Origin of the sequence: Erwinia persicina NBRC 102418 (assembly GCF_001571305.1) — a bacterium.
GTDB classification, from domain to species: Bacteria; Pseudomonadota; Gammaproteobacteria; order Enterobacterales; family Enterobacteriaceae; genus Erwinia; species Erwinia persicina.
Genome location: NZ_BCTN01000011.1, coordinates 113778 through 139477, shown reverse-complemented (window position 1 = coordinate 139477; position 25700 = coordinate 113778). Strand labels below are relative to the sequence as shown.

The following is a 25700-nucleotide window of genomic DNA, read 5'->3' as shown; positions in this document are numbered from 1 at the left end:
GGGGCTCGTCGTTGGGAGTACCTGATGTTTGATAATCTGAACAGCGCGAAAAAATATCTCGGGCAGGCCGCGCGTATGCTGGTCGGCATTCCTGATTACGACACTTACGTCGAACATATGCAGAATAATCACCCGGATAAGCCGGTGATGACCTATAAAGAGTTCTTCCGCGAGCGCCAGCAGGCACGTTATGGCGGAGATGGAAAAGGCGGAATGCGCTGCTGTTGATAAGGAAAAAATGATGACACCTGTTGCTGTTACGGTACTGACCGGCTTTCTTGGCGCGGGCAAAACCACGCTGCTGCGCCATATTTTGCATGAACAGCAGGACTACAAAATCGCGGTCATTGAAAATGAATTTGGTGCCGTCGCCGTCGATGACCAGCTGCTGGGTGACAGCGCCACGCAGATCACCACGCTGACGAATGGCTGCATATGCTGTACCCGCTCCGGCGAGCTGGAAGCGGCCTTACTCGACCTGCTGGAACGTCGCGACAGCGGCGAACTGGCCTTCGACCGCTTAATCATAGAATGTACCGGCATGGCCGACCCCGGCCCAATCATTCAGACCTTCTTCTCTCATGACATCCTCTGCGAGCGCTATCTGCTGGATGGGGTGATTGCCCTGGTGGATGCAGTCCATGCCGGGCAGCAGATGGATCAGTTCACGCTTGCCCAGTCGCAGGTGGGCTATGCTGACCGGATCCTGCTGACCAAAACCGATGTCTGCGGAACGCCTCTGGCCCTGCTGGAACGTTTACAGCGCATCAATGCCCGTGCGCCGATCTACCCGGTGATCCACGGCAAGATTGACCTGGCGCAGCTCTTTGATACCCGGGGCTTTATGCTGGAAGAAACCATTGTGACGCCAAAACCGCGTTTCCAGTTTATTGCGCCGCAGGAAAACACCATCACCTCGGTGGTGGTGGAGCTGGATTATCCGCTGGCGCTGGAGGCGGTATCTGCCGTCATGGAAGGTCTGCTGGCTGGTTTTGCCGACAGGCTGCTGCGCTACAAGGGAATGCTGTGGATTGCCGGCCATCCCTGCCGTCTGCTGTTCCAGGGCGTGCAACGCCTGTACAGTGCCGACTGGGATCGCGAGTGGCAGGCGGATGAACAGCCTGCCAGCACACTGGTCTTTATCGGCATTCAGCTACCGGAAGCGGAAATCCGCGCGGCCTTTGCCGGGCTGAAATCGTAACCTACAGCCCGACGGTCTCCTTCAGGCTTTTCAGATAGCGGCGACTTACCGGCACAGTGTGGCCGCCGCTGAGTAACAGCTCCGCCTGGCCATTATCCTCCAGGCGGATCTCCTTCAGATGGGTCATATTCACCAGGAACTGACGGTGGCAGCGCACCAGCGGCGTGCGGTTTTCCAGCGTGCGTAACGTCAGCTCAGTAAAACCCTCTTTTCCCTCCTGGCTGGTGACATACACCCCGCTCAGGCGACTGCTGACAAACACCACTTCTTCCATCTGCAGCAGCCAGATACGGCTGAGGCCGCTGCAGGGAATACACTTCAGATCCTGCTGACTGTCCGGCAGCACCGAAACATCCTGTCCGTGGCGATCGTGGCGCAGTCGCATCAACGTTTTATTCAGTCGCGATGCTTCGACCGGTTTCAGCAGGTAATCAAAAGCATGTTCTTCAAACGCCTGCACGGCAAACTCATCGAAGGCGGTGAGAAACACGATCCACGGACGTTCCGCCGGGTCGAGCATACTGACCATTTCCAGGCCGCTGATGCGCGGCATCTGAATATCGAGAAACAGGACGTCGGGGTGCAGTTTATGCACCATGCCGATGGCCTCGACAGCATTGCCACACTCCCCAACAATGTCGATATCCGCTTCTTTCTGCAGCAAAATACGCAAATTTTCGCGCGCCAGCGGCTCATCATCCACTATCAATACGCTAATCATACTGTTTCCTCCAACGGCAACCGCAGAGTGATACGGGTGAGACAATCCTTCTCACAGGTGACAGTGATGCCGTAAGCATCGCCATACCGCGCGCGCAAACGTTTATCCACCAGGCTCATTCCCAGCCCACCGCTGCTCTCTTTGGGCTGATACAGCCCGGCGTTATCTTCAATATCCAGCACCAGATGCTCTCCGTCGCGGCTGGCCTGAAGGGTGATTTCCCCCCGGCCCAGCAGCTGCGAAGTGCCGTGCTTAATGGCATTTTCCACAATCGGTTGCAGGGTAAATGCCGGAAGCCGGTAATACGCCAGCGCCTCCGGCACCCGCAGCCGGATGCTCAGTCGCGACTGAAAACGTGCCTGCTCGATCTGCAGGTAGGCATTAACGTGCTCAATCTCATTCGCCAGGGTGACTATCTCCGAAGGCCGTTTCAGATTTTTGCGGAAAAAAGTGGAGAGATAGTGCACCAGCTGCCCGGCTTTTTCGCTATCCTGACGGATGACGGCCATCAGCGTATTCAGTGCGTTAAACAGAAAATGCGGATTTACCTGAGCGTGCAGCAGCTTGATCTCCGACTGTGCCAGCAGCGCCTTCTGCCGCTCGTACTGCCCGGCCAGTATCTGCGCGGAGAGCAGCTGCGCAATGCCTTCGCCCAGCGTGCGGTTAATCGAACTGAACAGCCGGTTGCGCGCCTCGTACAGTTTTATCGTGCCGATCACCCGCTGATTTTCGCCCCTGAGCGGGATCACCAGCGTGGATCCCAGCTTGCAGTTCGGGTGCAGCGAGCAGCGGTAAGGGACTTCATTACCGTCGGCATACACCACCTCCCCGCTGTCGATGGCGCGCCAGGTACAGGAGGAAGAGATCGGTTTGCCCGGCAGGTGATGATCGTCCCCGGTGCCGGTAAACGCCAGTAAGCGTTCACGATCGGTAATCGCCACCGCGCCGATATCCAGCTCCTGATAAAGCACCTGTGCCACCTTCATACTGTTCTCTTCGTTAAAGCCCTGACGCAGTATTCCTTCAGTCGATGCCGCCACCTTCAGTGCAGTGGTGGAAAACGCGGTGGTGTATTTCTCAAACATCGCCCGCTTATCCAGCAGGATACGCATAAACATGGCGGCCCCGATGGTATTGGTGACCATCATCGGGGCCGCAATGTTCTGCACCAGATGCAGGGCATCCTGAAACGGACGGGCAATCAGCAGAATGATCGCCATCTGTACCAGTTCAGCCACAAAGGTAATGCCCCCCGCCGTCAGCGGGCTGAAGACTTTATCGCTGCGGCCGCGTTTGATCAGAATGCTGTGCATCAGGCCGCCCAGCAGCCCTTCGGCAATGGTAGAAACCATACAGCTGAGGGCGGTCATTCCCCCCAGTGAATAGCGATGCAGCCCCCCGGTCAGGCCGACTAATCCGCCAACCACCGGCCCACCCAACAGCCCCCCCATCACCGCACCGATGGCGCGCGTATTGGCAATCGAGTCTTCAATATGCAGGCCGAAATAGGTGCCCATGATGCAGAAAATAGAGAAGGTGATGTAGCACAGCAGCTTATGCGGCAGGCGCACAGTCACCTGCATCAGGGGAATAAACAGACGGGTTTTACTCATCAGCCAGGCAATAACCAGAAACACACACATCTGCTGTAACAGCAGTAAAATCAACGTAAATTCGTACATATCCTGCAATCCGCATTCTCCCGTGCGTGCAACATACACCGGGCGGGGCGTTCTTTCCCAACCTCAATCCCTGAAATGCGAACTGGTACAGAGTTTTTTTAGTGACAAAACGTCAGGAAAGGCAGCGGTACGCCCCTTCCCTGGCGCATTAACCGGCTGCCGGACTGAACGGCTGGATCACCGGATTACCGGCGCGATCGCGCAGGATCTCGACGTCGACCCCGTAGGTGGTGGCGATCAGTTCAGCGGTGACCACATCGCGCGGTTGACCGACAGCCTGAATTTTCCCCTGCGCCACCACCAGCAGGTTATCGGCATACTGGCAGGCCAGATTCAGGTCATGCAGCACAATCACCGTGACCCAGCCACGGGCACGGGTTTCCCGCCGGACAAGGTCGAGGAGCGCCAGCTGATGCTTCACATCCAGGGCGCTGACCGGCTCATCCAGCAGCATCACCTGCGGTTCACGCATCATCACCTGCGCAAACAGCGCCATCTGACGCTGACCGCCGCTTAACGAGGCAATATCGCGTCCGGCAAGATGGGCAATACCCGCCTGCTCCAGACGCTGCATTGCCGCTTCCAGCGTCTCATCATCAATATGCAGCGACAGCCGGCCCAGCCGCCCCAGCACCACCACTTCCAGCACCGTCAGACCAATATCAGCCGTGCTGTCCTGCGGAAGGTAGGCAAAACGCTCACGCCAGGTGTGGAGCAAACGGCCCGATGGTTTTCCCGCCACCAGCCGCTGCCCGCCGCAAGAAATCTGGCCGGAAGCCAGCGCCAGCTCACCGAACAGGGCGTTCAGCAGCGTGGTTTTACCGGTGCCGTTCGGGCCAATCATCACGTGGATTTTGCCGCCCTCCAGCCCGGCGCTGACGCCGTCGATGACCGGTCGCCCCTGACGATGGACAGAGACATTTTCAAGCTGGATCACAGCGCACTCCTTCGCGGGGAAAATATCAGCCAGAGCAGGAACGGTACGCCGACAATGGCAGTGACAATCCCCACCGGAAACAGCGCACCGGGCACGATGGATTTTGACAGCACTGAGGCGGCAGACAGCATCAGCGCGCCGCTCAGGAGTGACATCGGCAGGGAAAAGCGTTGGTCTTCTCCCACCAGCATGCGGGCAATATGCGGTGCGACCAGCCCGATAAAGCCGATGACCCCAACAAAACTGGTGGCGGTGGCGGTCATCACCGCAACAATCACCAGCACCTTCATCCGCAGGCGCCGGACGTTCACCCCCAGACTGAGCGCGCGCATTTCGCCCATCCGCAGCGCGGCCAGCTTCCACGCGTCGGCCATCAGCAGCAGGCAGCACACCAGCGTCACCCCTGCCGTCAGGGCCAGCGTCGGCCAGGTGGCTTTGGTCAGGCTGCCAAACAGCCAGAATAAAATCTGCTGCGACAGTTCCGGGGCGGAGAGAAACTGGATCAGCGACAGCATCGACTGGAACAGAAACAACAGAGCGATGCCGCCGAGAATAATGGTTTCCGTACGCACCCGCCGCAGCGAAGCCAGCATAAACAGGAACAGCGCGGCCAGCATGGAGAAAAGAAACGCCCCCACCGGCACGGCGATCATCGGATGAAGCCCGAAACCGCCGGAGGCCAGGCTTAACGCCGCGCCGAACCCGGCCGCCGCCGCCATCCCCAGCGTGTAGGGACTGGCCATCGGATTATTCAGCAGGGTCTGCATCTGTGCTCCTCCGGCCCCCAGCGCTGCGCCAACCACCAGCGCCATCAGCGCCATTGGCAGACGGAACTCACGCACGATGGCATCGGTCATCGACGCCCGTTCACCGATGCCGGTCAGTGAACGGATCACCTCTGACGGGGCCAGCATTGACGGCCCGGTCGCAATATCCAGCACCAGGCAAACGGCAGTCAGCAGAATAAAGAGAATGACAAAGCGCCAGCGTTTTCCTTCACGCAGGCGATGTGCCGCAATGGCGATACGATGGTCGGGAGGTGTGTTCATTTAGCGGTCCTGGGTATCACGCGGAAAAGCCGATCCGGCGGGGCTGATCTTTTGCCAGTCAGCCCGCAGGGGGATCAACTCACTCTTTCACACTGACCACAAATGTCCCTTCCGGGGTGACCGGCAGGTATTTTTTATAGAAGTTCATGTAGTTACCCAGCGGATCGAGATCCGTAAACAGATCCGGGTAGAGCTGTTTCGCCATGTACTGCACCATCGCGAAGTCTGACAGCGTTCGCGATGCGCCCTGATAAACCCCGAACACTTTACCGTTTTTCACGGCCGGTAATTCATTCCAGCCCGGACGCTGCATAAACCCTTTCAGCTTCGCACGGGCTTCTTCCACCTTCACGCCCTGCCCCATCGGTAGTGCGTTCGGGTTTTTATTGTTTTCACGCCCGGAGATAAAGACAGCATCGGGCCTGGAGGCCAGCACCTGCTCCGGATTCAGCGGCCCCCACCACTCGACGAACGGCGTGGCAATGTTATTGCCCCCCGCGGCTGTCGCCATTGCGCCCCACATATTTTTACCGTAGGTAAAGGAGTACTCTTCCGGCCCTTTGTTACCAAACTCCACGTAGACTTTTGGCTGAGGTTTGCCTGCCGCAGCAATGCGGTCTGCGACCTGCTTCAGCGCACCGGCATACAGTGCTGCCATTTCACTGGCACGGGCTTCCTGCCCGGTCAGCGTTCCCAGAACGCGTGTTGAAGCGACGTGGCGCTCAACGGTCTGGGCGTTGAAGTCAATGACCACCACCGGGATGCCCTGCTTTTCGATGCGCAGCACGTCCTGGCCCAGCGCCTGGAACTGCCAGTCAGCGAGGATCACCAGGTCCGGGTTCAGACTGAGCACTTTTTCCACCGAGAAACTCTGTGCTTCCACTTCCCCCACGTCCGGGATGGTTTTCAGCGAGGGGCGGTGCGCCACGTGCATGTTCCAGTTGGCTGGCACCCAGCCTTCCCAGGCCTCACGGGAAATCCCTGCCACGGCGTCATAAGCTTTCTCCCCGCCCACCGCCATATAATCTTCAAAGTAAAACCCGAGTACCACGCGTTTTGCGGGCAGATCGACGTTCACTTTCCGGCCGATCACGTCGGTCAGGGTCTGAACCTTAGCCGATACGGAAGAGGTAAACGTCAGTACAGCAAAAGAGAGCGCGCACAGCAGCGCACGTGGAGCAAAAGCAGAGTTGGTCATGGATGCAGGTTCCCGGTAAGAAACTAAAGGCAAATAAAAATGATTATCAGTTAGATTTGATACGGTTTTTTACACAATTTAACCATTTCCTGCAACTTATTTAGCCGCTACATTATTTCTCAACGAAACGGATCACCTCAGAAAAACCTCAATGATGAAATTTTCCATTAAACAGATTGCCGCGCAGGCGGGCGTCAGCAAAGCCACAGTAGACCGGGCGCTTCACCAACGCGGCGCGGTTCATGCCCGCACTGAACGCCGCATCGCCCAGGCGATCAGCGACCTGGAACAGCAGCAGCGTATGAGCCTGGCCAGCGGCAGGACACTGCCCATAGACGTCATCATGCACACCCCTGCCCGCTTCAGCCAGCTGGTTACCGCAGCACTGCTGGAGGAGTTGAGTAGCTTTGCCCCCTTCCGGCTGACGCTGCGCCTGCATATTTTTGAGGCGATCGCGGCAGACCAGATCGCCCGGCTGATGCAGCGCTGCGCCAGCGACAGTTATGGCATTGTGCTGAAGGCGGAAAGCAGCCCTGAACTGACGGAGACTATCGGGGAATTGCTGAAACAGCGCGTACCGGTGGTGACGATGGTGACCGACCTGCCTGACAGCCAGCGCATTAGCTACGTCGGCATGGACAATCACGCCGCCGGACAAACCGCCGCCTGGCTGATGTCTCACCTGCTGGCCCAGCACCGCCCGGAAGTGGCCGTGGTGACCGGCAGCCCGCATTTTCATGGGGAGGAGGCGCGTGCAGACGGATTTTGCGCGGCCATGTCCACGATGGCACCGGCGCTGAAATGCGCCGCATTCGCGCAGGCTATGGCATTGATGCCCCCACCTACAGCGCGGTGTCACAACAGCTGGAGGCGCATCCCCTGCTGGGCGCGATCTACTGCGCGGGTGGGGGCAATACGGCGATCCTGCGGGCCTTCTCCGATGCCGGTCGGCCGCTGAAGGCATACCTTGGTCACGATCTTGACCGCGAAAATCGCCAGTTGCTCAGTGACGGCAGGCTGGATGCGATCATTGACCATGATCTTCAGCAGGATGCACGGCGTATTTTTCATCACATTCTGGCTTTCCATGGTTTCATGACGCCACCGGACCAACCGGCGCCCTTTTCAAAAGTCAGCATCATCACGCCTTATAATCTGTAAGCAGTGACTGTCACTGCTTTTTGGCCTGAAAGCAGCGTAAAGAATTGCAAATACACCAGCTAAAGCGATGATGATCGGGTAAAAGAGAGGCGTGTATCACTACTGAGGACAATTTCCTTTCCGCACCGACGAAAAGCAACAACGCGGATAAGTTGTAAATATTATGGATAATATCGGCAAGACCTGGCATAACCGCTCTTCTCTGAACGCTTCTGATTATTCCCTTTCCGGCGAACAACACTGGCGCAACGCGCTTTAGTCCCCTTCCTCATTTTATTTGTCTGTGACTTATTGCCGTCTGAAATCGCTTCAGGCTGGCGCGTAGACGTATTATCTGGAAGAAAAAATCATGTTTTACTGGATGTTACTGGCCCTGGCGATCGCGCTTGAGATCACCGGTACGCTATTGATGAAGTGGTCAAACGTCAGCGATAATCAACTGGGCTATTTCCTGATGCTGATGATGATCGCCCTCTCCTATATCGCGCTCTCTGTTTCCATTAAAAAAATTGCTCTCGGCGTTGCTTATGCCATGTGGGAAGGCATTGGCATCGTGTTTATTACGCTGTTCAGCGTGCTGCTGTTTGACGAGTCCGTTTCGCTGGCAAAAGCGATTGGCCTGGCCACGCTGGTGGCGGGGATTGCCCTGATTAAGTCAGGCACCCGCAGCAGGAGGTCACATGCAGCCGTTTGAGTGGATCCATGCCGCCTGGCTGTGCGCGGCAACGCTGCTGGAGATTGCCGCCAATATCTTTCTTAAGCTGTCAGACGGCTTTAAGCGTAAAACCTACGGGCTACTGTCATTGCTGGCGGTGCTGGCCGCGTTCAGCGCCCTTTCCCAGGCGGTGAAGGGCATCGATCTGTCTGTCGCCTATGCCCTGTGGGGCGGGTTCGGTCTGGTCGCCACCATTGCCGCAGGCTGGATCCTGTTTGGCCAGCGTCTGGATCGTAAAGGCTGGCTGGGAGTGGCTCTGCTGCTCGCCGGGATGGTGATCATTAAGCTATCCTGAGTCCACCCCGGCGCAGGCGATGTCCGTTGCCTGCGCCGCCTTCTCCTGGCAACAATAGTCGGTGCGCATTGGCGTTCTGACCTGTAAAGTCTCAGGCGATAACCATGACTCGCAGGGAGCGCACCATGACACACAACAAAGCCACACTGACCGGACTGATTGCTATCGTATTGTGGAGCGCGATTGTCGGACTGATACGCGCCGTCAGTGAAGGACTGGGCGCAGTAGGCGGGGCGGCGATGATCTACTCACTCAGCGCGCTGCTGCTGCTGCTGACGGTGGGCTTTCCGGATGTTAAAAAATTCCCCCGGGCTTATCTGATAACCGGCAGCCTGCTGTTTGTCTGCTACGAACTCTGCCTGTCGCTGTCGCTGGGCTTTGCCACCACCCGCACGCAGGCGATAGAGGTCGGTATGGTCAACTATCTGTGGCCCGCGATGACCGTGGTGCTCTCAGTACTGGTCACCCGACAGAAATGCAGCCTGCTGCTGATCCCGGGCCTGGTGATCTCCGTCGCCGGTATTGGTCGGGTTCTGGCGGGCGACAGCGCCTTTTCCCTGCTGGAGATCGGCCATAATATCGCGTCCAACCCACTCAGCTACGGTCTGGCCTTCAGCGGTGCGGTGATCTGGTCGGTTTACTGCGTGGTCACCCGCCAGATCGCCCGTGGCAGTAACGGCATTACGCTGTTTTTTATTCTTACCGCACTGGCACTGTGGCTGAAATTTTTTGCCGGGCCGCAGCCGGAGATGATCTTTACTGTGCGGGTCGTGGTCAGCCTGGGGCTGGCCGCGATGGCGATGGGTTTTGGCTATGCCGCCTGGAACACTGGCATCCTGCACGGCAACGTGACGATACTGGCCGCCGCCTCTTATTTTATTCCCGTTATTTCTGCGGTGCTGGCTGCCGGTCTGCTCAACGCCAGCCTGTCGGTGAACTTCTGGCAGGGGGCCGGCATGGTCAGCCTGGGGTCGCTGCTCTGCTGGTGGTCAACGCGCACTAAAACACTGACAAAAGCCTCCAGCCAGACATGATAAGGATACGCCGATACATTTCACGTGCACCGGATCGTTATCATTAACCTGCGACTTGCCAGCCTGACAGCAGATAACAACTTTCGTATCCGGGAAAGGCTCTCTGCTGTGGATCAATTGGTTACGTACCGCAGCAGGCCTGATACCAGGCGTTTTTAGCGTATCCCCGTATTCAGAACGATTCATTGCCACGGACAGCCCCCCTCCCTCTTTGCCGTCAATATATTCAAAAGACAGAGAAGACATCCACACGAAATAAGCGTTACCACCAGAAGTACCACGCTGAAAGCCGTGGTTTATGTCAGTGACATTTGCTCAAAATCTTGCAACATCGCCAACGCCAGCCCTCTCGCAGGGTTGAGCCTTTCGCTAACAAAAACAATCTGTGTGCTGCTAAAAGGAAACGCCAGCGTACTTTGCCTGGCCACTGCCAGCGTATTTTCCACAAATGATGGATGACTGTTGTAAGGGCCGTCTATCAGCAATATTTTCGGGTTTAACAAATGAATTATTTGACTGAGCGCCCTGCCTAACAGCTTTCCGGCATTCACCATTACCTCATCGACCAACGCGACTGCCTGATGTCGGTTATCCCAGTTGAGGCCCGGCTGCATCTGTTCTAACTGCTTATTAATCGCCAGGAAACCAATCAGCGATTCCAGGCAGCCGTTCTGCCCGCATGAACATAGCGGTCCCCCAGGGAACACCGCTAAATGCCCCACTTCACCCGCCGTCCAGCTGCCGCCGGAATATACTCCGTGTTCGGTCAGTAATGCACCGCCAATACCTTCGCCAATACGCAGATAAAAACAGGCCCCGTTTCCTCCCGCTATTTCTCCCTGCCGGGCAATCAGCGCCGCAGCTTTAACGTTATTCCACAGACTCACCGGAATAGCGTTCGTGCAGGACAGTAAAGGCTGCAAGGAAACCGCCCCCCAGCCAAGGTGGGCGGAAACATGCAACATGCCTTTTTGTTGATCGACAATACCGGGAAAGCCTATGCCTATGCCGACCAAATCCGGATAGGATTGCTGCAACTGTTGGCAGTTATCCATTATCGCTACCAACACCTCTTGCGGATTGGCAGTATCAAGCAGGATATTTTTTTCATCAATAATTTGAGAGAAAAAGTCACAAACCACCCAGTGAATACGCTGGCGCTCAATCATGATACCAGCCGTTTTTATCGCCGCAGGTCTGGCTGCTATATAAATTTTAGGGCGCCCAATGCTGCTAGTTTGCGCTGCGCCCTGTTCCTCAACAAACCCCTGCGCAAGCAAGCCGTCGATTATCAGTGAAATCGTATTTTTGCTTAATGACAGCGCACGCGAAATATCCAGGCGAGAACTGATTTTATGTTGGCGCAGATACGCCAGCACACGTTTCTCATTATACTGGCGCAGCAGCGCCGGTCCTTTGCCTGGCTCTTTCATCTCATGATCTTCCGTTCGCTACAGCCTGTCAGGTATTATGGCATGAGAGAAGATTTACTGACCAAACTATTCAACACGCCATACTTCCGTCCCCTTTTTATATGTCGCCAGCAGCTGGAGCGTTTTATCCCCCTCCTGTCGTAACAAAATAGCATCCATCGGTGCGCCAACGGCCAGTCCTTGTTGCACCGGTAACCTAAGGCACTGCGCAGGCCGCCTTGATCCCATCTCAATAGCCTCTGCTACCGAAACCAGATCATTTTTTACCAGCGTGTTAATGCCGTGCAATAATCCCTGTGCTGATCCGGCCAACAACGCCGGGTTCTCTGCCATCGACAACCGCCCTTCTGCGCTCAATATTACCTCACCACCAATATGCGAACGATAACGGCCCGCTGGCATCCCTGCATGGCAGGTAACATCGCTGACCAGCATAGCCCGCTCGCCTTTAGCACAAATAAATACTTTCAGTACCGACAGTGGTAAATGTTCGCCATCAGCAATCATTGCGCACCAGAGACTGTCCTGTGCCAGTTGTTCCCACAAGTAGTTAGGATGGCGTGGCAACATCAGGTGCGTTCCGTTACCAAGATGGGTAGACATCCGTGCACCCGCGTTAACCGCAGAGGCAACTTGTTCTGCGCTGGCAGCCGTATGCCCGATAGAAACCACCACATCTTCAGCAACACAGTGACGGATAAAATCATCAGCGTGTTTCCATTCCGGGGATAACGTCACCAGGCGGATACGCCCCTGGGCGGCATCCTGCCAGCGCTGAAACAGCGACCAGTCAGGGGCTTTTATATGCTCGAGGTTATGGGCACCGCGTGGTCCGTCCTGTGTTGATAAAAAGGGGCCTTCCAGATGAATACCTGCAACAGACTGGCCGACTAGCGGAAAATGCTGGCAGGCCCTCGCCAGCGTTGCCATCATCTGTTCAATTTCATCTTCGCCATTCGTGATAATAGTGGGTAAAAACGTCGTTACCCCTTGTTGCCATAGCGCACGTGTCACCAGCTCTACAGACTCTTCGGCAAAAGGAAAACAGTTGAAATCCGCGCCGTTGTATCCATTAACCTGCAAATCAACTAATCCCGGTGCTATCAGCGGCAGATATTGCTCTCCATCGGCTACAGGGCGGATCTCACTGATCACACCATTATGGGCGATAATCTCAACCGGTTGCCGATCGCGATAGTCTCTGGCACGCACTATCATTTCACTCATGTGGCAATTCCCCATAACCCGCAATATCGGTATATAGCGTACAGGCAGGATGGCTGCGTAAAATGGTGGCAGGGCAAGCCACAGACTGGGGTGAGTTCAGCGTTTGAACAATGGCATTACGCTTATTTTTACCGGGTACGATACAAAACAAACGCCGGGCTGCCATCAGGGTTGGAATCGTGAGAGTTAAAGCATGGACAGGCACTTCATCCAGCGAAGCAAAACAGCCATCGTTTACCTGCTGCTGACGGCATGATAAATCCAGTTCAACGACTTTCATCGCCTCCCTGTCGTTAAAATCAGCCACCGGTGGATCGTTAAATGCCAGGTGACCATTTTCGCCAATACCCAGGCAGACCATATCAACAGGTGCCTGTTGCAACAGCATGGCGTACTGCTCACACACCCGTTGAGGATCGCCAGATGCAGGAATGTAATACACCCTACCTGGCCGCACCGTATCAAATAAATGATGCGCCAGGTAGTGGCGAAACAGTGCCGGCGAATGTTCAGGTAACCCAATATATTCGTCCATATGGAAAGCCACAACCCGACGCCAGTCGATCCCCTCTGCTCGTGACAGATGTGCCAGAAACGCATTTTGTGATGGCGCAGCGGCAAAAACAATTCGCACATTATTTTGCTGACTAAGTAGTTGCCTTAAATGTTGTGCCGCAGCCGCAGCGGCGGCTTGCCCCATTTGTTGCCGGGTAGCGAAAACTTCAACGGTCAGATGCTCAACATGTTTAATATAGCCAGGTGTTGTCATAGCATTACATCCTGTATTCATTTGGACTCGTGTTGATAAATGGGTTTATTTTTTAGCGCAGAGAAATCATCGGCCTGATCCTGATTTAATGCATTTAGCAAATTATCCACCTCTGCACTTACCGGGCTGCGACGGAGGAACCCCCCAAGCGTATAGACAGCCAATGACAGCAATACCGGAATAGCCACGACCTGAGCTGTGCTCATATCTGGAATTACAAACTTCACCAGGAAAAAGGCAGTGACACCGAATACCCATGAGGATATTGCCGCCGTCGAGTTGCATTTACGGAACCACGGCAGCAGGCCAAGTAACATCGGAATAGATATCGGCCCGACAAGCCCGCCAAACCAGACAATTAATAATGACAGGACTCCACCAAAGCGGCTGGCGTTGGCGGCAATCAGCAGCGTGATCAGAATAAACAACACAATAGTTATCCGCGCGACCAGAAGTGAAGACTGCCCGTTACCAAATTTTTTCGGCAACAGTATCGGCAGAATATCGCGGGTTACCACAGCAGTAATGGCATTAGAGTCCGAGGACGTCATCGATAAGGTGTGTGTAAACATCGCCACCAACACCAGGCCAATCAGACCGTTTGGCAGTAACTGCATGGCCATGATGGAATAAGACTGCGAAGGGTCAGGGATATCCGGGAACAACAGTGGTGCTGCCCACATGGGATAAAAAAGAATCAGCGGCCAGACAAGATACAAAACAGATGAAAGCAATGCGGCTTTGCGGGCATCTTTACCACGGGGCGAAGCAATAAATCGCTGCGCCAGATTCCAGGTGCCGCCATTATAACTCAGAGTGTAAATAACAAAGTAAGCCAGAATAAATCCCGTTGAATAGGGTTCAACAATAATATCGGTATGCCCTGCCGGTAATCGGTCCCAGATAGTCAGCAGGTTACTGAAACCACCAAGATGAAATGCGACGGCGGCCACCATGACAGTGGCGGCAATAAACTGGACAATAAACTGGCCAAAATCGTTACAAGCATCGGCCCATAGCCCGCCGAGAACGGTATAAAACAGGCACAACAAGCCGGAAACAGCAATACCCACGACAGGATCAAGCCCGGTAAATACATTGATAATAATGGCGATAGCGGCCCACTTAGCGCCGACATCGAAGGTCTTTAGCAGCACGCCACTCCAGGCCAGAACTTGCTGGGTTGGCACGTTATAACGCGTTGCAAGATATTCCATCGGTGATTCGATATTCATATGGATACGCAGACGCGCCCAGCGCGGTGCAAAAATAACCGAACCAATAAATACGGCAATAGAAATGGGCAGCGCCCACCAGAAATAGATGGTCAGCCCAAACTTGTAAGCAACTGCGGCATAGGCCACAAATACCGCCGCGCTATAGCCGGACATATGGTGTGAGATACCGGAAAGCCACCAGGGCATCTTTCCTCCGGCAGCAAAGAAATCTTTCGTACTTCCTACTTTACGCATGGACCACAGCGTGATCATAACAATCATAAGCGCATACAGCGCCATGACAAAATAGTCTATCCCGTTCATCGTTAACTCCGGAAGCAAGGCTGCATGGTCGAAGTCCGGCGGGAAAGCTGCCGGTCACCTATTTAGTCCTAACTAAGGACTAATAAAAGCCTAGCACGGTAAAAGGGCAACAATATGCGAACAGGATCACGAAGCTTTTTATTTACCCCCTCACTGCTCATAGGACTTTGTTATGAATGTGATAGGGGTAATATCTTGTAACTCAGTTTTTAGTGCAGCAACAGGGGCGGATATCAGCAAGGCTTGCCGTATTGGGTCATTCCAAACCGTTTCCTGCTTTTTAGCGGTAATACATCGCTATACGCTGGCCATTGACCTGCTCAACGGTCACCGGCAGATCGAAGATCTGTTCAATCACCTCCGGCACCATTACCTGCTCCGGCGTGCCGCGAAACACAACCCTGCCGTCCTTCATCGCCAGAATATGGTCGGAGTACGCCGAGGCAAAGTTAATATCGTGGATCACCAGCACAATCGACTTCTCCAACTGATCGGCGGCGCGTCTGAGCTGCTTCATCATTGCCACACTGTGCTTCATATCCAGATTGTTCAGCGGCTCGTCCAGCAGCACATACTGAGTATCCTGACACAGCACCATTGCCACAAACGCGCGCTGACGCTGCCCGCCGGACAGTTCATCGAGGTAGCGGTTGCGCAACGGCACCAGCGCCAGGAACGCCAGCGACTGCTCAATATGCTGGCGATCCTGTTCCGTCAGGCGGCCTTTGCTGTAGGGATAGCGGCCAAAGCTCACCAGGTCCCACACCGTCAGGCGGCTGGTAAAGTGGTTCTCCTGGCGCAGCACCGACAGCACTTTCGCCAGCTTCTCACTGTTGGCCTCACTGACGTCCAGCGCATCGACCTTCACCTCACCGCTGTCCGCTTTTAACAGGCGGCTGATCACCGACAGCAGCGTGGATTTTCCCGCGCCGTTCGGCCCGATAATCGAGGTGATACCCGACGATGGCAGTGTTTCGCAGATATCCTGCAATACCGGCTGGTTATCATAGCCTTTGCTAACGTGCTTAATTTCAATCACTTTGCGCCCTTTCTCAGCAGTAACCAGATGAACAATGCGCCGCCGCTGAACTCAATCACCACCGACAGAGTACCGGCCATATTCAGCAGCCGTTCGAGGATCAGCTGCCCGCCCACCAGCGTAATCATGCCGATCAGCACGCAGCCGGGCAGCAGGTAGCCGTGACGCCACGAGCCAATCAGCGGATAAGCGAGGTTAACGATCAGCAGACCGAGGAACATCATCGGCCCCACCAGTGCGGTCGATACCGCCACCAGCAGCGAAATCAGCAGCAGCAGACCGGTCACGTGGCGCTGCCAGGCAATGCCGAGCGCAATGGCGCTGTCCGGCCCCAGCGCCATCACATCCAGACGGTGGCGCAGTCGCCACACCAGCAACGTCACCAGCGCAATCACCAGCGACGAGATCAGCAGCACATCACTGTCGGCGCGGGTAAAGGTGGCAAAAATCCGGCTCTGCAACACGGCAAACTCGCCGGGTTCCATCAGCCGCTGCATCAGCCCGGAAACACTACGGAACAGCGTGCCGCACACCAGACCAATCAGCAGCACCCGGTGCAGATCCAGCCCGGCTCCGCCCAGCAGCCAGCGGTACAGCAGCGTGGCAAACAGTACCAGCAGCGTACTTTCTGCCACAAAGCGTCCCACGCTGCCCAGCATATTCAGCCCGCCGACATCCAGCGCAAAGATCAGCAGCGTCTGCATCAGCACAAACAGCGACTCCAGCCCCATCACCGACGGGGTCAGTATGCGGTTACGGGTCAGGGTCTGGAACAGCAAAGTACTGATGCCGGCAGCAAAGCCGACCAGCATCATGGTGGCGAGGATCTGCCCGCGATGCCGCAGGATATAGGCGATATTCCCGTGCAGATCGAGGGTCATAAACAGCGTCATCAGCGCCAGCAGCAGCCCGGCAAGCAGCAGCAGACGCTGACCCGGCGACAGTGACAGATCAGTGCGCATGGCGTTTCGACCTCACAATCAGCACCAGGAAGATCGCCGCCCCCATCACACCAAGCAGCGCGCTGACGGGGATCTCAAACGGATGAATAATCAGACGGCCGGCGATATCGCAGGCGATCACCAGCACTGCGCCCACCAGCGCCACCCACGGCACGGTACGGCGCAGGTTATCGCCCAGCGCCAGGCTGACAATGTTGGGCACGATCAGGCCAAGGAAAGGCAGCACGCCGACCACCACAATCACTACGCCGCTGATCATGGCGATCATCGCCATACCGGTGAGCATCACGCGGTGATAGCGCAGCCCGACGTTAACCGAAAAGTCACGCCCCATTCCCGCGACCGTAAAGCGGTCGGCAATCACTGCCGCCAGCAGCGTAATCGCCCCCACGCCCCACAGCAGTTCATAGCGCCCCTGCATCACGCTGGAAAAATCGCCGGACTCCCAGCCGCCCAGCGACTGTAGCAGGTCAAATTTCATCGCAAGGAAAGTGGTGACCGAGCTGAACACCGCCCCCAGCATAATGCCGGCCAGCGGGACCATCAGAGAGGATTTCATGCGGATACGCTGGATCAGCAGCATAAAGAGTGCGGTACCGCCGAGGGCGAACAGCGTGGCAACGCCCATTTTCAGCATGATCGGCGCCGCCGGGCTGACGATCATCACCAGCAACAGTCCCAGGCTGGCAGACTGCGTGGTGCCGACCACCGAAGGCTCAACAAAACGGTTCTGCGTCAGCATCTGCATCATCAGCCCCGCCACGCTCATCGCACTGCCCGCCAGCAGCAGCGCAGCGGTACGCGGAAAGCGGCTGATCATCAGGATCTCGCGCATCTCCGGGTCCGACCACAGGCTGGCCAGCGTGACGCGGCTGACGCCAACAAACAGGCTGCACGCCATCAGGCCCAGCAGCAATGCCAGGCCTGCAACAAAGGCAACAGATTTCATTTACGGCTGTGTTTTCGTTTTATCCAGCACCTGCTTCACCTGAGTCATCAGATTGCTGTAACTCTGAATGCCACCGGCGATATACAGCGAACCGGAATCCAGGTACACCACCTGCTGTTTTTTCCAGGCGTTGGTTTTACGCACCAGCGGGTTATCCAGCACCTGCTGCGCTGACTCGCCCTCTTTGCGGCCAATCGCGCTGTCACGATCCAGCACAAACAGCCAGTCCGGGTTAGCTTCCATAATGAATTCAGGCGACACGGCGTTACCGTGTTTGCCCGTTTCCGGGAAAGCGGTAGCGGGTTTAAAGCCCAGCACGTCATAGATAAAACCAAAGCGCGAACCTGGCGAATGGGCGCTAATCTTACCGCCGTTGATCATCAGCATCATGGCGCTACCGGCAGTGGCTGACTCCTTACGCACGTCGGCTATCTGCGCGTTAAACGCCGCCAAAACCTGCCGGGCTTTTTCTTCTTTACCGAACAGCTTACCTAACTGCTCCGTGCGTTCAGTCAGACTCTGCACAAAATGTTTCGGGTCGAGATCCAGCGAGACTGTCGGGGCAATTTCACTCAGCTTGCTATAGGCATCGTGGGCGCGGGCACCGGCCAGAATCAGATCGGGTCTGGCATTGCTCAGGGCTTCAAAGTTGGGTTCGAACAGCGTGCCGGCATTCAGATACGCCTTGCCGTTGTACTTCGCCAGATGCTGCGGATAGTGCGCGCTGGTTTGTGGCACACCCATCGGGTTAATCCCCAGGGCATCAGCAATATCCAGCGTGGCCGGGCTGAGGATCACCACACGCTGCGGATTTTTCGGCACTTCCGTGGTGCCCTGCGCATGAACGATTGACAGCACGGACGCCTCTGCTGCAAAGGCCGCGGGGGTCATGGCCAGCAGAGCGGAACACAGCGTTAAAGCGAAAGCCTGAGGGAAGCGCATTTTCTCTCCTGAGAATCAGATAAGTAGCAAAAATGAGAACGATTCGCGTTTGATTTTGTTGCGGGATAATAACGACTGAGCGGCGGGATGGGTAGACAGAACATGGCACAGAGTGTTCATAAAACATCCAGCTTTCACAATCGGTGCCAAATAAGCAGATTGTGAAGTAAATATGGAAAACCTAAAACATTGTATAATATCAACTAAAATCTGAGCGCTGACTTTTTCTGACAAAAGTGGCCAATTGTGGAGATTTTAAGGATTCGTTGCTTCCGCCATAGAAATGATAACAATTATCGTTATCATGCACATTCTCTTACAACACCAAACACTTTGAGATGATGCAATGAACAGGAACGGACGCTTTCGATTACACCCTCTGGCACTTTTACTGACTGCCACGCTGGCCGGGACGGCCAGCGCCGATGACGATACCGCCGCCGCCAGTGAAGTGGAGGATGTACTGCTGGTACAGAAAACAGCAGAACAGGAGTTAAAACAACAGCCTGGGGTCTCTATCATCACGGCAGAGGATATCGCGAAGAATCCGCCCGTTAACGATTTATCCGACATCATCCGCAAAATGCCCGGCGTGAACCTGACCGGCAACAGCGCTAACGGCAGCCGGGGCAATAACCGCCAAATCGACATTCGCGGCATGGGCCCGGAAAACACGCTGATCCTGATTGATGGCGTTCCCACCACCTCGCGGAATGCCGTGCGTTACAGCTGGAAAGGCGAGCGTGATACCCGCGGCGACAGCAACTGGGTACCGGCAGAGATGGTCGAACGCATTGAAGTACTGCGTGGCCCGGCCGCTGCCCGTTACGGTTCAGGGGCTGCCGGCGGCGTAATCAATATCCACACCAAACGCCCGACCAAAGACTGGCACGGCTCCCTGTCACTGTTTACCAACCAGCCGGAAAACAGCAAAGAAGGTGACACTAAACGGGCCAACTTCAGCCTGAGCGGCCCGCTGGCGGGTGACGCGCTGACCATGCGTCTCTACGGTAACCTCAACAAAACCGATGCCGATGCCGCCGATATCAACCAGGCGCAAAACGGATCTTATGCCGCGGGCCGTGAAGGGGTGCGTAACAAGGATATTAATGCGCTGGTGTCGTGGAAAATGACCCCCTCGCAGATCGTGGATTTCAGCTACGGCTACAGCCGCCAGGGGAATATCTATGCCGGCGATACCCAGTACAGTAACGGCAATATCAGCCCCGGTGGCCTGGTTGATTCGCTGTACGGTTCCGAGACCAACCGCCTGTATCGCCAGTCTTACGGGCTGACCCATAACGGCTTCTGGGAATGGGGTGACTCTAAGCTCGCCTTTAATTACGAAAAAACCAATAACACGCGTATGAAAGAGGGCTCGACCGGCCGCGTGGAAGGGATGATTAACAGCGATGAGTACAGCACCAGCCGACTGGAAAATTACCGAGCCAGCGCGGAAGCCAATATGCCGCTGGATCGCTGGATTGAGCAGACTGTGACCCTCGGCGCTGAGTGGAATCACGAAAAGCTGGACGACAGCGCCTCCATGTCAGCCACCGATGCCAGCGGCGTGATCATCGGCGATATGTCGGGGGATCCCGCCAGTCGCAGCAGCAAGAACAGCGCGACCACGGCCGCACTCTACGTCGAAGATAATATCCAGCCATGGGAAGGCACCTTCCTGATCCCGGGCCTGCGTTTTGATCACCACAGTGAATTTGGCAGTAACTTCAGCCCGAGTTTCAACTTCTCTCAGGATCTGGGTGAAAGGTTCAAACTGAAAGCCGGTATTGCTCGGGTGTTTAAAGCCCCGAACCTCTACCAGTCAAGCGAAGGCTATCTGCTGGCCACCCGGGGTAATGGCTGCCCGACGACGGTTGCCAGCGGCAGCTGCTATCTGTTAGGCAACCCTAATCTGGACGCGGAAGTCAGCGTGAATAAAGAGCTGGGGCTGGAGTTTGCTGCCGACGGTTATGCCGCGGGTGTGACGTGGTTCCGCAACGACTATAAAAACAAAATCGTCTCCGGCACTGACCTGCTCGGGCAGGCCTCCAACGGTTATAACATCCTGCAGTGGGAAAATGGCGGCAAAGCGCTGGTGGAAGGTCTGGAAGCCAGCCTGACGATCCCGGTGGTAAGTGATGTGCTCGACTGGCGTACCAATGCCACCTATATGCTGGAGTCGAAAGACAAGAAAACCGGCAACCCGCTGTCGATCATCCCTAAGTACACCATCAACTCGATGCTGGATTATCAGGTTACCGATAAGTTCTCCACCGAGCTGAACTGGACATTGTACGGACGCCAGAAACCGCGTGAGTTTGTTGAAAGCCGCCTTGAGGGCACCACCGGGCTGTCAAACAGAGAAATTGGTGCGTATTCCATTGTGGGTCTGAATATGAACTATAAGTTCACCAAAGATCTGAGTGTGAAAGGCGGCGTCAGTAATCTGTTTGATAAGCAGATTTACCGTGAAAACGACGGGGCTTCCACCTATAACGAACCGGGCCGCGCCTACTATGCGGGCGTCACTATGTCATTCTGATCCCCTGCCCCGCCACTGGAATCACTCAGGCAACATGGCCAGGTCTTTATCGCGGGAGGCGCAGTACCAGGTCTACGGAGGAAGGGCTGCTTGCTGCAACGGCATAAACACATCCCTGTGGCCTGGCGGCCGGCCTTCCCTGGCCGGCAGCCTGCTGCAATCAGCCCTTCCTCCTTTACCCGCAGCCTCCGACGTGGCTGTTTTCAAACCCACAGCGGGCACGATTGTGTGAGGGGCTGTTCATCCACCCATTGAATGACTGAGAATATCTCCGGGGTCATTCCCTGACGCTAATCGCAGGTGTTTCCTCCCTCCCCTTTCCAGTGGTCCTACCAATTCCGAAAAAAGATGAATCACCCCCACAAAAAAGCAAAATTCAAACAACAATCATTGTATTTAACTAACAAAATATTAACTATCAGCAGCTGTTAACCCCAGATAGCTGAATTGGTAGGACCGTAATCAGCAGGGGGGTGAGAAAAACTCTGGAGAAACCTGTATGCAGCCCTGGCAACAAGTGTATGACCCGCTGGACAATATCTGGCTATCCAGCCTGATCGCCGCCATTCCGATCCTGTTCTTCTTCTTCGCGCTGATTAAGCTCAAGCTGAAGGGCTACCTTGCCGCGACCATCACCGTGGTGCTGGCGCTGATGGTGGCGCTGTTTCTTTACCGCATGCCGGTCGATCGCGCACTGGCTTCGGTGGTGTATGGCTTCTTCTACGGGCTATGGCCTATCGCCTGGATTATTATTGCCGCTGTCTTCGTTTATAAAATTTCGGTGAAAACCGGGCAGTTCGATATTATTCGTGCCTCAATTTTGTCGATCACCCCCGATCAGCGCCTGCAGATGCTGATTGTCGGTTTCTCGTTCGGCGCGTTCCTTGAAGGCGCAGCCGGGTTCGGTGCGCCGGTGGCGATCACCGCGGCGTTGCTGGTGGGTCTGGGCTTCAATCCACTGTATGCGGCGGGTCTGTGCCTGATCGTCAACACCGCCCCGGTGGCCTTTGGCGCGATGGGCATCCCGATTATTGTGGCCGGCCAGGTCACAGGGCTGGACAGCTTTGAAATTGGCCAGATGGTGGGCCGTCAGCTGCCCTTCCTGACGATGATCGTGCTGTTCTGGATCATGGCGATCATGGACGGCTGGCGTGGGATCAAAGAGACCTGGCCTGCGGTGATCGTCGCTGGCGGATCCTTTGCCCTCGCTCAGTATCTCAGTTCCAACTTCCTCGGCCCCGAACTGCCGGATATTATCTCCTCCCTGGTGTCACTGGTATGCCTGACGCTGTTCCTGCGCGTCTGGAAACCGGTGCGCATCTTCCGCTTTAAACCGGCGGATAACGCGGCTGAACAGCCGCTGGTGGTGGAGAAATACCGCACGGGCCAGATTATCCGTGCCTGGATGCCGTTCCTGTTTCTGACCGCCACCGTTACGCTGTGGAGCATCCCGCCGTTCAAGGCGCTGTTTGCCCCGGGTGGCGCGCTGTACGACCTGGTGGTGAATATCCCGATCCCGTTCCTTGATAAACTGGTGGCGAAAATGCCGCCAGTGGTCAGCGCTGTCACGCCTTACGCGGCGGTGTTTAAATTTGACTGGCTGTCGGCCACCGGCACCGCGATCATCGTGGCGGCGCTGATCGCCATCGTCTATCTGAAGATGAAGCCTGCCGATGCCCTGTCGACCTTTCGCAGCACGCTGAAAGAACTGGCATTGCCCATCTACTCTATCGGGATGGTGCTGGCCTTCGCCTTTATTTCTAACTACTCCGGACTGTCGGCCACGCTGGCACTGGCGCTGGCCCATACCGGCCCTGCTTTCACCTTCTTCTCGCCGTTCCTCGGCTGGCTCGGGGTGTTCCTGACCGGATCGGATACCTCTTCTAACGCGCTGTTTGCCGCGCTGCAGGCCACCACCGCACAGCAGATTGGCGTGTCCGACCTGCTGCTGGTGGCGGCGAATACCACCGGCGGCGTGACCGGCAAGATGATCTCCCCGCAGTCGATTGCCATTGCCTGTGCGGCAGTGGGGCTGGTCGGGAAAGAGTCGGATCTGTTCCGCTTTACCGTGAAGCACAGCCTGATATTCACCTGCATGGTCGGGGTGATCACCACGCTGCAGGCCTACGTCCTCACCTGGATGATCCCATGACCGCCTCCGTCCAGCTTGTCGAACGTATTCGTGCGCTGATTGCCGCACGCCAGCTGGCGGCAGGCGCCCGGCTGCCTGCTGAACGTAAGCTGGCCGAAGAACTGGCTGTGTCGCGATCGTCGCTGCGCGAAGCGCTGCAGAAACTGGTGGGGGAAGGCATCCTGTACAGCCGTCACGGCGGCGGCTACTACCTGTGCGATGCGCCGCCACCGTGGTCAGAACAGCGCATCGTCCAGCCGCTGAAGGCGCTGGTGGCCGACGATCCGGACTATCGCAATGATATTCTGGAAGCCCGCCACGCCATTGAAGCCAGCACCGCCTGGTATGCCGCACTGCGCGCCACCGACGCCGACAAAGAGAAGCTGCAAAGCTGCTTTGACGCCATCCAGCAGCAGGAGAGCCTGTCGCCGGAGATGGCCACCCAGGCCGATGTGCGCTTTCACCTGGCGATTGCCGAAGCCTCACACAACGTGGTGCTGTTACAGACCATGCGCGGCTTCTTCGATCTGCTGCAATCCTCCGTGGCCCACAGCCGTGAACGTATGTACACCGCCCCGACCATTTTTGCCCGGCTGACAGAGCAGCATGAGGCGCTGCTGCTGGCGATCCTTGCCGGGGACCCGGAGCGGGCGAGTCAGGCGGCCAGACACCACCTTGGTTTTGTGCAGACCACCCTGAAAAACCTGCATGAAAATGAAGCCCGGCAGCGGCGCAGCACCCGCCTGCCGGATGACGATACCGATATCACAAGGGACGAAAATCGATGATTATTTCAGCCGGAACCGACTACCGCGCCGCAGCCAAACGCATCCTGCCACCGTTTCTGTTTCACTACATTGATGGCGGAGCCTATGCCGAACATACGCTGCGGCGTAATGTTGAGGACCTGGCCAGCATCGCGCTAAAGCAGCGGGTGCTGAACAATATGTCCGACCTGAGCCTGCACACCACGCTGTTTAACGAAACGCTGTCGATGCCGGTGGCGCTGGCCCCGGTCGGGCTGTGCGGCATGTACGCCCGTCGGGGTGAAGTGCAGGCAGCGAAGGCCGCAGCGGCAAAGGGCATTCCGTTTACGCTCTCCACCGTATCGGTCTGCCCGATTGAAGAGGTGGCCCCGGCCATCACCCGCCCGATGTGGTTCCAGCTCTATGTACTGAAAGATCGCGGGTTTATGCGTAACGCGCTGGAACGCGCGAAAGCCGCAGGCTGCTCCACGCTGGTGTTTACCGTGGATATGCCCACCCCCGGCGCGCGCTACCGTGATGCGCATTCGGGGATGAGCGGGGCGAATGCCGCCCTGCGCCGCTACGGCCAGGCCGTGACCCACCCGCAATGGGCGTGGGACGTCGGGCTGCACGGCAGGCCGCATGACCTGGGCAATATCTCCGCCTACCTCGGCAAGCCCACCGGGCTGGAAGATTATATTGGCTGGCTGGCGAATAACTTCGATCCCTCTATAAGCTGGAGCGATCTGGAGTGGATCCGTGAGTTCTGGGACGGCCCGATGATCATTAAAGGCATCCTCGATCCTGACGATGCGCGCGATGCCGTGCGCTTCGGGGCCGACGGCATTGTGGTGTCCAACCACGGTGGTCGCCAGTTAGACGGCGTGCTCTCTACCGCCCGTGCGCTGCCCGCCATTGCCGATGCGGTAAAAGGCGATATTGCCATCCTGGCCGACAGCGGCATCCGCAACGGTCTGGACGTGGTGCGTATGATTGCACTGGGCGCAGACACCGTGCTGTTAGGCCGTGCTTACCTTTATGCGCTGGCAACGGCCGGTCAGGCTGGCGTCGAAAACCTGCTGACGCTGATTGAAAAAGAGATGCGGGTGGCGATGACGCTGACCGGGATGAAGTCCGTCGCGGAGATATCGCGTTCAGCACTGGTGGAGAACGGGCTGGCTTAAGCCAAAAATCGCCTGGCGACAGGCACCGTCGTCGGCACGTTCGCACTGACACCGCAGCGGGATAGTGATGGCAGATCCGGCTGGCAGCCGCCGCTGTTCAGCCCCGTTGTTCCGCTGCCCGGGCAGTGACCACGCGCCCCCCCCGCCGCCGGGCACCGCACAAATTGCCACCATTGTAATGATAACCATTATCAATTATCCTCTCAGCGTCATTTTTTTGCCGGGCGATGTAACTTCTT

25 protein-coding genes are annotated in these 25700 nt (G+C 56.4%); 11 read left to right on the top strand and 14 right to left on the bottom strand.

Features of this window, described 5'->3' with window-relative positions; all coding sequences use genetic code 11:
- Window positions 1-24: 24 nt before the first annotated feature.
- Entirely contained in the window at window positions 25-228 is a 204-nt protein-coding gene (locus EPE01S_RS13775) for a YbdD/YjiX family protein (protein ID WP_062746071.1), read from the top strand.
- Between the two features lie 13 nt (window positions 229-241).
- Window positions 242-1201: a GTPase gene (yjiA, locus tag EPE01S_RS13770; protein WP_062746069.1), complete on the top strand. Its 960-nt coding sequence runs from the start codon at window positions 242-244 to the stop codon at window positions 1199-1201.
- A gap of 1 nt (window position 1202) precedes the next feature.
- Here the strand turns inward: yjiA and btsR are convergent, their stop codons facing one another.
- From btsR to EPE01S_RS13745, 5 genes are all read right to left on the bottom strand, one after another.
- Complete coding sequence (btsR, locus tag EPE01S_RS13765; RefSeq protein WP_062746066.1) at window positions 1203-1922, bottom strand: two-component system response regulator BtsR; 720 nt, start codon at window positions 1920-1922, stop codon at window positions 1203-1205.
- The gene (locus tag EPE01S_RS13760; RefSeq protein WP_062746062.1) at window positions 1919-3604 is read right to left on the bottom strand and encodes a sensor histidine kinase; all 1686 of its coding nucleotides are present in this window, start codon (window positions 3602-3604) and stop codon (window positions 1919-1921) included. The genes btsR and EPE01S_RS13760 overlap by 4 nt, the downstream gene beginning before the upstream one ends.
- A 148-nt stretch (window positions 3605-3752) precedes the next feature.
- Window positions 3753-4541: an ABC transporter ATP-binding protein gene (locus EPE01S_RS13755; RefSeq protein ID WP_062746059.1), complete on the bottom strand. Its 789-nt coding sequence runs from the start codon at window positions 4539-4541 to the stop codon at window positions 3753-3755.
- A complete protein-coding gene (locus EPE01S_RS13750; protein WP_062746056.1) occupies window positions 4538-5590 on the bottom strand; it encodes a FecCD family ABC transporter permease in 1053 nt (350 codons plus the stop codon). Before EPE01S_RS13750 ends, EPE01S_RS13755 begins: the two co-directional genes overlap by 4 nt.
- 79 nt (window positions 5591-5669) lie before the next feature.
- Window positions 5670-6788, bottom strand: a complete 1119-nt coding sequence (locus EPE01S_RS13745; protein WP_084344205.1) for an ABC transporter substrate-binding protein — start codon at window positions 6786-6788, stop codon at window positions 5670-5672.
- Between the two features lie 151 nt (window positions 6789-6939).
- On the opposite strand from EPE01S_RS13745, the gene EPE01S_RS13740 reads away from it, so the two are divergent.
- The 5 genes from EPE01S_RS13740 (at window position 6940) to yddG (ending at window position 9993) form a co-directional block, all read left to right on the top strand.
- A complete protein-coding gene (locus EPE01S_RS13740) occupies window positions 6940-7746 on the top strand; it encodes a LacI family DNA-binding transcriptional regulator (protein ID WP_306304611.1) in 807 nt (268 codons plus the stop codon).
- A gap of 366 nt (window positions 7747-8112) precedes the next feature.
- On the top strand, window positions 8113-8208 hold the full coding sequence (locus EPE01S_RS24220; protein ID WP_478279649.1) for a protein YdgV: 96 nt from the start codon (window positions 8113-8115) through the stop codon (window positions 8206-8208).
- 90 nt (window positions 8209-8298) lie between these two features.
- Window positions 8299-8643 carry a multidrug/spermidine efflux SMR transporter subunit MdtJ gene (gene mdtJ, locus EPE01S_RS13735; RefSeq protein ID WP_062746054.1) on the top strand — a complete coding sequence of 115 codons (345 nt, stop codon included), beginning with the start codon at window positions 8299-8301 and terminating at the stop codon, window positions 8641-8643.
- Window positions 8630-8959, top strand: coding sequence for a multidrug/spermidine efflux SMR transporter subunit MdtI (mdtI, locus tag EPE01S_RS13730; protein ID WP_062746052.1), 330 nt, complete (start codon window positions 8630-8632; stop codon window positions 8957-8959). The genes mdtJ and mdtI overlap by 14 nt, the downstream gene beginning before the upstream one ends.
- 125 nt (window positions 8960-9084) lie before the next feature.
- Window positions 9085-9993, top strand: coding sequence for an aromatic amino acid DMT transporter YddG (gene yddG, locus EPE01S_RS13725; protein WP_062746050.1), 909 nt, complete (start codon window positions 9085-9087; stop codon window positions 9991-9993).
- A gap of 296 nt (window positions 9994-10289) precedes the next feature.
- On the opposite strand, the gene EPE01S_RS13720 is transcribed toward yddG, so the two are convergent.
- The 8 genes from EPE01S_RS13720 to EPE01S_RS13685 form a co-directional block, all read right to left on the bottom strand.
- Window positions 10290-11426, bottom strand: a complete 1137-nt coding sequence (locus tag EPE01S_RS13720) for an ROK family transcriptional regulator (RefSeq protein ID WP_062746048.1) — start codon at window positions 11424-11426, stop codon at window positions 10290-10292.
- 66 nt (window positions 11427-11492) lie between these two features.
- Window positions 11493-12653: an N-acetylglucosamine-6-phosphate deacetylase gene (locus tag EPE01S_RS13715; RefSeq protein ID WP_062746046.1), complete on the bottom strand. Its 1161-nt coding sequence runs from the start codon at window positions 12651-12653 to the stop codon at window positions 11493-11495.
- Entirely contained in the window at window positions 12646-13422 is a 777-nt protein-coding gene (locus EPE01S_RS13710; protein ID WP_062746043.1) for a glucosamine-6-phosphate deaminase, read from the bottom strand. The genes EPE01S_RS13715 and EPE01S_RS13710 overlap by 8 nt, the downstream gene beginning before the upstream one ends.
- A 17-nt stretch (window positions 13423-13439) precedes the next feature.
- Complete coding sequence (locus EPE01S_RS13705; RefSeq protein WP_255210147.1) at window positions 13440-14939, bottom strand: sodium:solute symporter family protein; 1500 nt, start codon at window positions 14937-14939, stop codon at window positions 13440-13442.
- Window positions 14940-15243: 304 nt separating this feature from the next.
- Window positions 15244-16002 (bottom strand): iron ABC transporter ATP-binding protein, encoded by a 759-nt coding sequence (locus tag EPE01S_RS13700; protein WP_062746037.1) that lies wholly within the window; start codon window positions 16000-16002, stop codon window positions 15244-15246.
- Window positions 15999-16964 (bottom strand): iron chelate uptake ABC transporter family permease subunit, encoded by a 966-nt coding sequence (locus EPE01S_RS13695; protein ID WP_062746034.1) that lies wholly within the window; start codon window positions 16962-16964, stop codon window positions 15999-16001. The genes EPE01S_RS13700 and EPE01S_RS13695 overlap by 4 nt, the downstream gene beginning before the upstream one ends.
- Window positions 16954-17913 carry an ABC transporter permease gene (locus EPE01S_RS13690; RefSeq protein ID WP_062746032.1) on the bottom strand — a complete coding sequence of 320 codons (960 nt, stop codon included), beginning with the start codon at window positions 17911-17913 and terminating at the stop codon, window positions 16954-16956. The genes EPE01S_RS13695 and EPE01S_RS13690 overlap by 11 nt, the downstream gene beginning before the upstream one ends.
- Entirely contained in the window at window positions 17914-18855 is a 942-nt protein-coding gene (locus tag EPE01S_RS13685; RefSeq protein ID WP_062746030.1) for a siderophore ABC transporter substrate-binding protein, read from the bottom strand. It abuts the gene before it with no gap.
- A 346-nt stretch (window positions 18856-19201) separates the two neighbouring features.
- On the opposite strand from EPE01S_RS13685, the gene EPE01S_RS13680 reads away from it, so the two are divergent.
- The 4 genes from EPE01S_RS13680 to lldD all read left to right on the top strand — a co-directional run bounded on the left by EPE01S_RS13680 (window position 19202) and on the right by lldD (window position 25461).
- On the top strand, window positions 19202-21400 hold the full coding sequence (locus tag EPE01S_RS13680) for a TonB-dependent siderophore receptor (protein WP_062746026.1): 2199 nt from the start codon (window positions 19202-19204) through the stop codon (window positions 21398-21400).
- A 499-nt stretch (window positions 21401-21899) separates the two neighbouring features.
- Window positions 21900-23552 carry an L-lactate permease gene (lldP, locus tag EPE01S_RS13675; protein WP_062746024.1) on the top strand — a complete coding sequence of 551 codons (1653 nt, stop codon included), beginning with the start codon at window positions 21900-21902 and terminating at the stop codon, window positions 23550-23552.
- Window positions 23549-24319, top strand: coding sequence for a transcriptional regulator LldR (gene lldR / locus EPE01S_RS13670; protein ID WP_062746022.1), 771 nt, complete (start codon window positions 23549-23551; stop codon window positions 24317-24319). The genes lldP and lldR overlap by 4 nt, the downstream gene beginning before the upstream one ends.
- A complete protein-coding gene (gene lldD / locus EPE01S_RS13665; RefSeq protein WP_062746020.1) occupies window positions 24316-25461 on the top strand; it encodes an FMN-dependent L-lactate dehydrogenase LldD in 1146 nt (381 codons plus the stop codon). The genes lldR and lldD overlap by 4 nt, the downstream gene beginning before the upstream one ends.
- Here the strand turns inward: lldD and EPE01S_RS23480 are convergent.
- A complete protein-coding gene (locus EPE01S_RS23480; RefSeq protein WP_157076020.1) occupies window positions 25432-25650 on the bottom strand; it encodes a hypothetical protein in 219 nt (72 codons plus the stop codon). The two genes, lldD and EPE01S_RS23480, sit on opposite strands and share 30 nt — an antisense overlap.
- Window positions 25651-25700 lie beyond the last annotated feature (50 nt).

What these genes read in the sequence shown, in the direction of transcription:
- EPE01S_RS13760 (WP_062746062.1), bottom strand. Translation starts at nt 3,604, where the DNA reads ATGTACGAATTTACGTTGATTTTACTGCTGTTACAGCAGATGTGTGTG.
- EPE01S_RS13740 (WP_306304611.1), top strand. Translation starts at nt 6,940, where the DNA reads ATGATGAAATTTTCCATTAAACAGATTGCCGCGCAGGCGGGCGTCAGC.
- lldD (WP_062746020.1), top strand. Translation starts at nt 24,316, where the DNA reads ATGATTATTTCAGCCGGAACCGACTACCGCGCCGCAGCCAAACGCATC.
- EPE01S_RS13695 (WP_062746034.1), bottom strand. Translation starts at nt 16,964, where the DNA reads ATGCGCACTGATCTGTCACTGTCGCCGGGTCAGCGTCTGCTGCTGCTT.
- btsR (WP_062746066.1), bottom strand. Translation starts at nt 1,922, where the DNA reads ATGATTAGCGTATTGATAGTGGATGATGAGCCGCTGGCGCGCGAAAAT.
- EPE01S_RS24220 (WP_478279649.1), top strand. Translation starts at nt 8,113, where the DNA reads ATGGATAATATCGGCAAGACCTGGCATAACCGCTCTTCTCTGAACGCT.
- EPE01S_RS13775 (WP_062746071.1), top strand. Translation starts at nt 25, where the DNA reads ATGTTTGATAATCTGAACAGCGCGAAAAAATATCTCGGGCAGGCCGCG.
- mdtJ (WP_062746054.1), top strand. Translation starts at nt 8,299, where the DNA reads ATGTTTTACTGGATGTTACTGGCCCTGGCGATCGCGCTTGAGATCACC.
- EPE01S_RS13710 (WP_062746043.1), bottom strand. Translation starts at nt 13,422, where the DNA reads ATGACAACACCTGGCTATATTAAACATGTTGAGCATCTGACCGTTGAA.
- mdtI (WP_062746052.1), top strand. Translation starts at nt 8,630, where the DNA reads ATGCAGCCGTTTGAGTGGATCCATGCCGCCTGGCTGTGCGCGGCAACG.
- lldP (WP_062746024.1), top strand. Translation starts at nt 21,900, where the DNA reads ATGCAGCCCTGGCAACAAGTGTATGACCCGCTGGACAATATCTGGCTA.
- EPE01S_RS13715 (WP_062746046.1), bottom strand. Translation starts at nt 12,653, where the DNA reads ATGAGTGAAATGATAGTGCGTGCCAGAGACTATCGCGATCGGCAACCG.
- EPE01S_RS23480 (WP_157076020.1), bottom strand. Translation starts at nt 25,650, where the DNA reads ATGGTTATCATTACAATGGTGGCAATTTGTGCGGTGCCCGGCGGCGGG.
- EPE01S_RS13720 (WP_062746048.1), bottom strand. Translation starts at nt 11,426, where the DNA reads ATGAAAGAGCCAGGCAAAGGACCGGCGCTGCTGCGCCAGTATAATGAG.
- EPE01S_RS13690 (WP_062746032.1), bottom strand. Translation starts at nt 17,913, where the DNA reads ATGAAATCTGTTGCCTTTGTTGCAGGCCTGGCATTGCTGCTGGGCCTG.
- yjiA (WP_062746069.1), top strand. Translation starts at nt 242, where the DNA reads ATGACACCTGTTGCTGTTACGGTACTGACCGGCTTTCTTGGCGCGGGC.
- EPE01S_RS13745 (WP_084344205.1), bottom strand. Translation starts at nt 6,788, where the DNA reads ATGACCAACTCTGCTTTTGCTCCACGTGCGCTGCTGTGCGCGCTCTCT.
- EPE01S_RS13685 (WP_062746030.1), bottom strand. Translation starts at nt 18,855, where the DNA reads ATGCGCTTCCCTCAGGCTTTCGCTTTAACGCTGTGTTCCGCTCTGCTG.
- EPE01S_RS13705 (WP_255210147.1), bottom strand. Translation starts at nt 14,939, where the DNA reads ATGGCGCTGTATGCGCTTATGATTGTTATGATCACGCTGTGGTCCATG.
- yddG (WP_062746050.1), top strand. Translation starts at nt 9,085, where the DNA reads ATGACACACAACAAAGCCACACTGACCGGACTGATTGCTATCGTATTG.
- EPE01S_RS13680 (WP_062746026.1), top strand. Translation starts at nt 19,202, where the DNA reads ATGAACAGGAACGGACGCTTTCGATTACACCCTCTGGCACTTTTACTG.
- lldR (WP_062746022.1), top strand. Translation starts at nt 23,549, where the DNA reads ATGACCGCCTCCGTCCAGCTTGTCGAACGTATTCGTGCGCTGATTGCC.
- EPE01S_RS13750 (WP_062746056.1), bottom strand. Translation starts at nt 5,590, where the DNA reads ATGAACACACCTCCCGACCATCGTATCGCCATTGCGGCACATCGCCTG.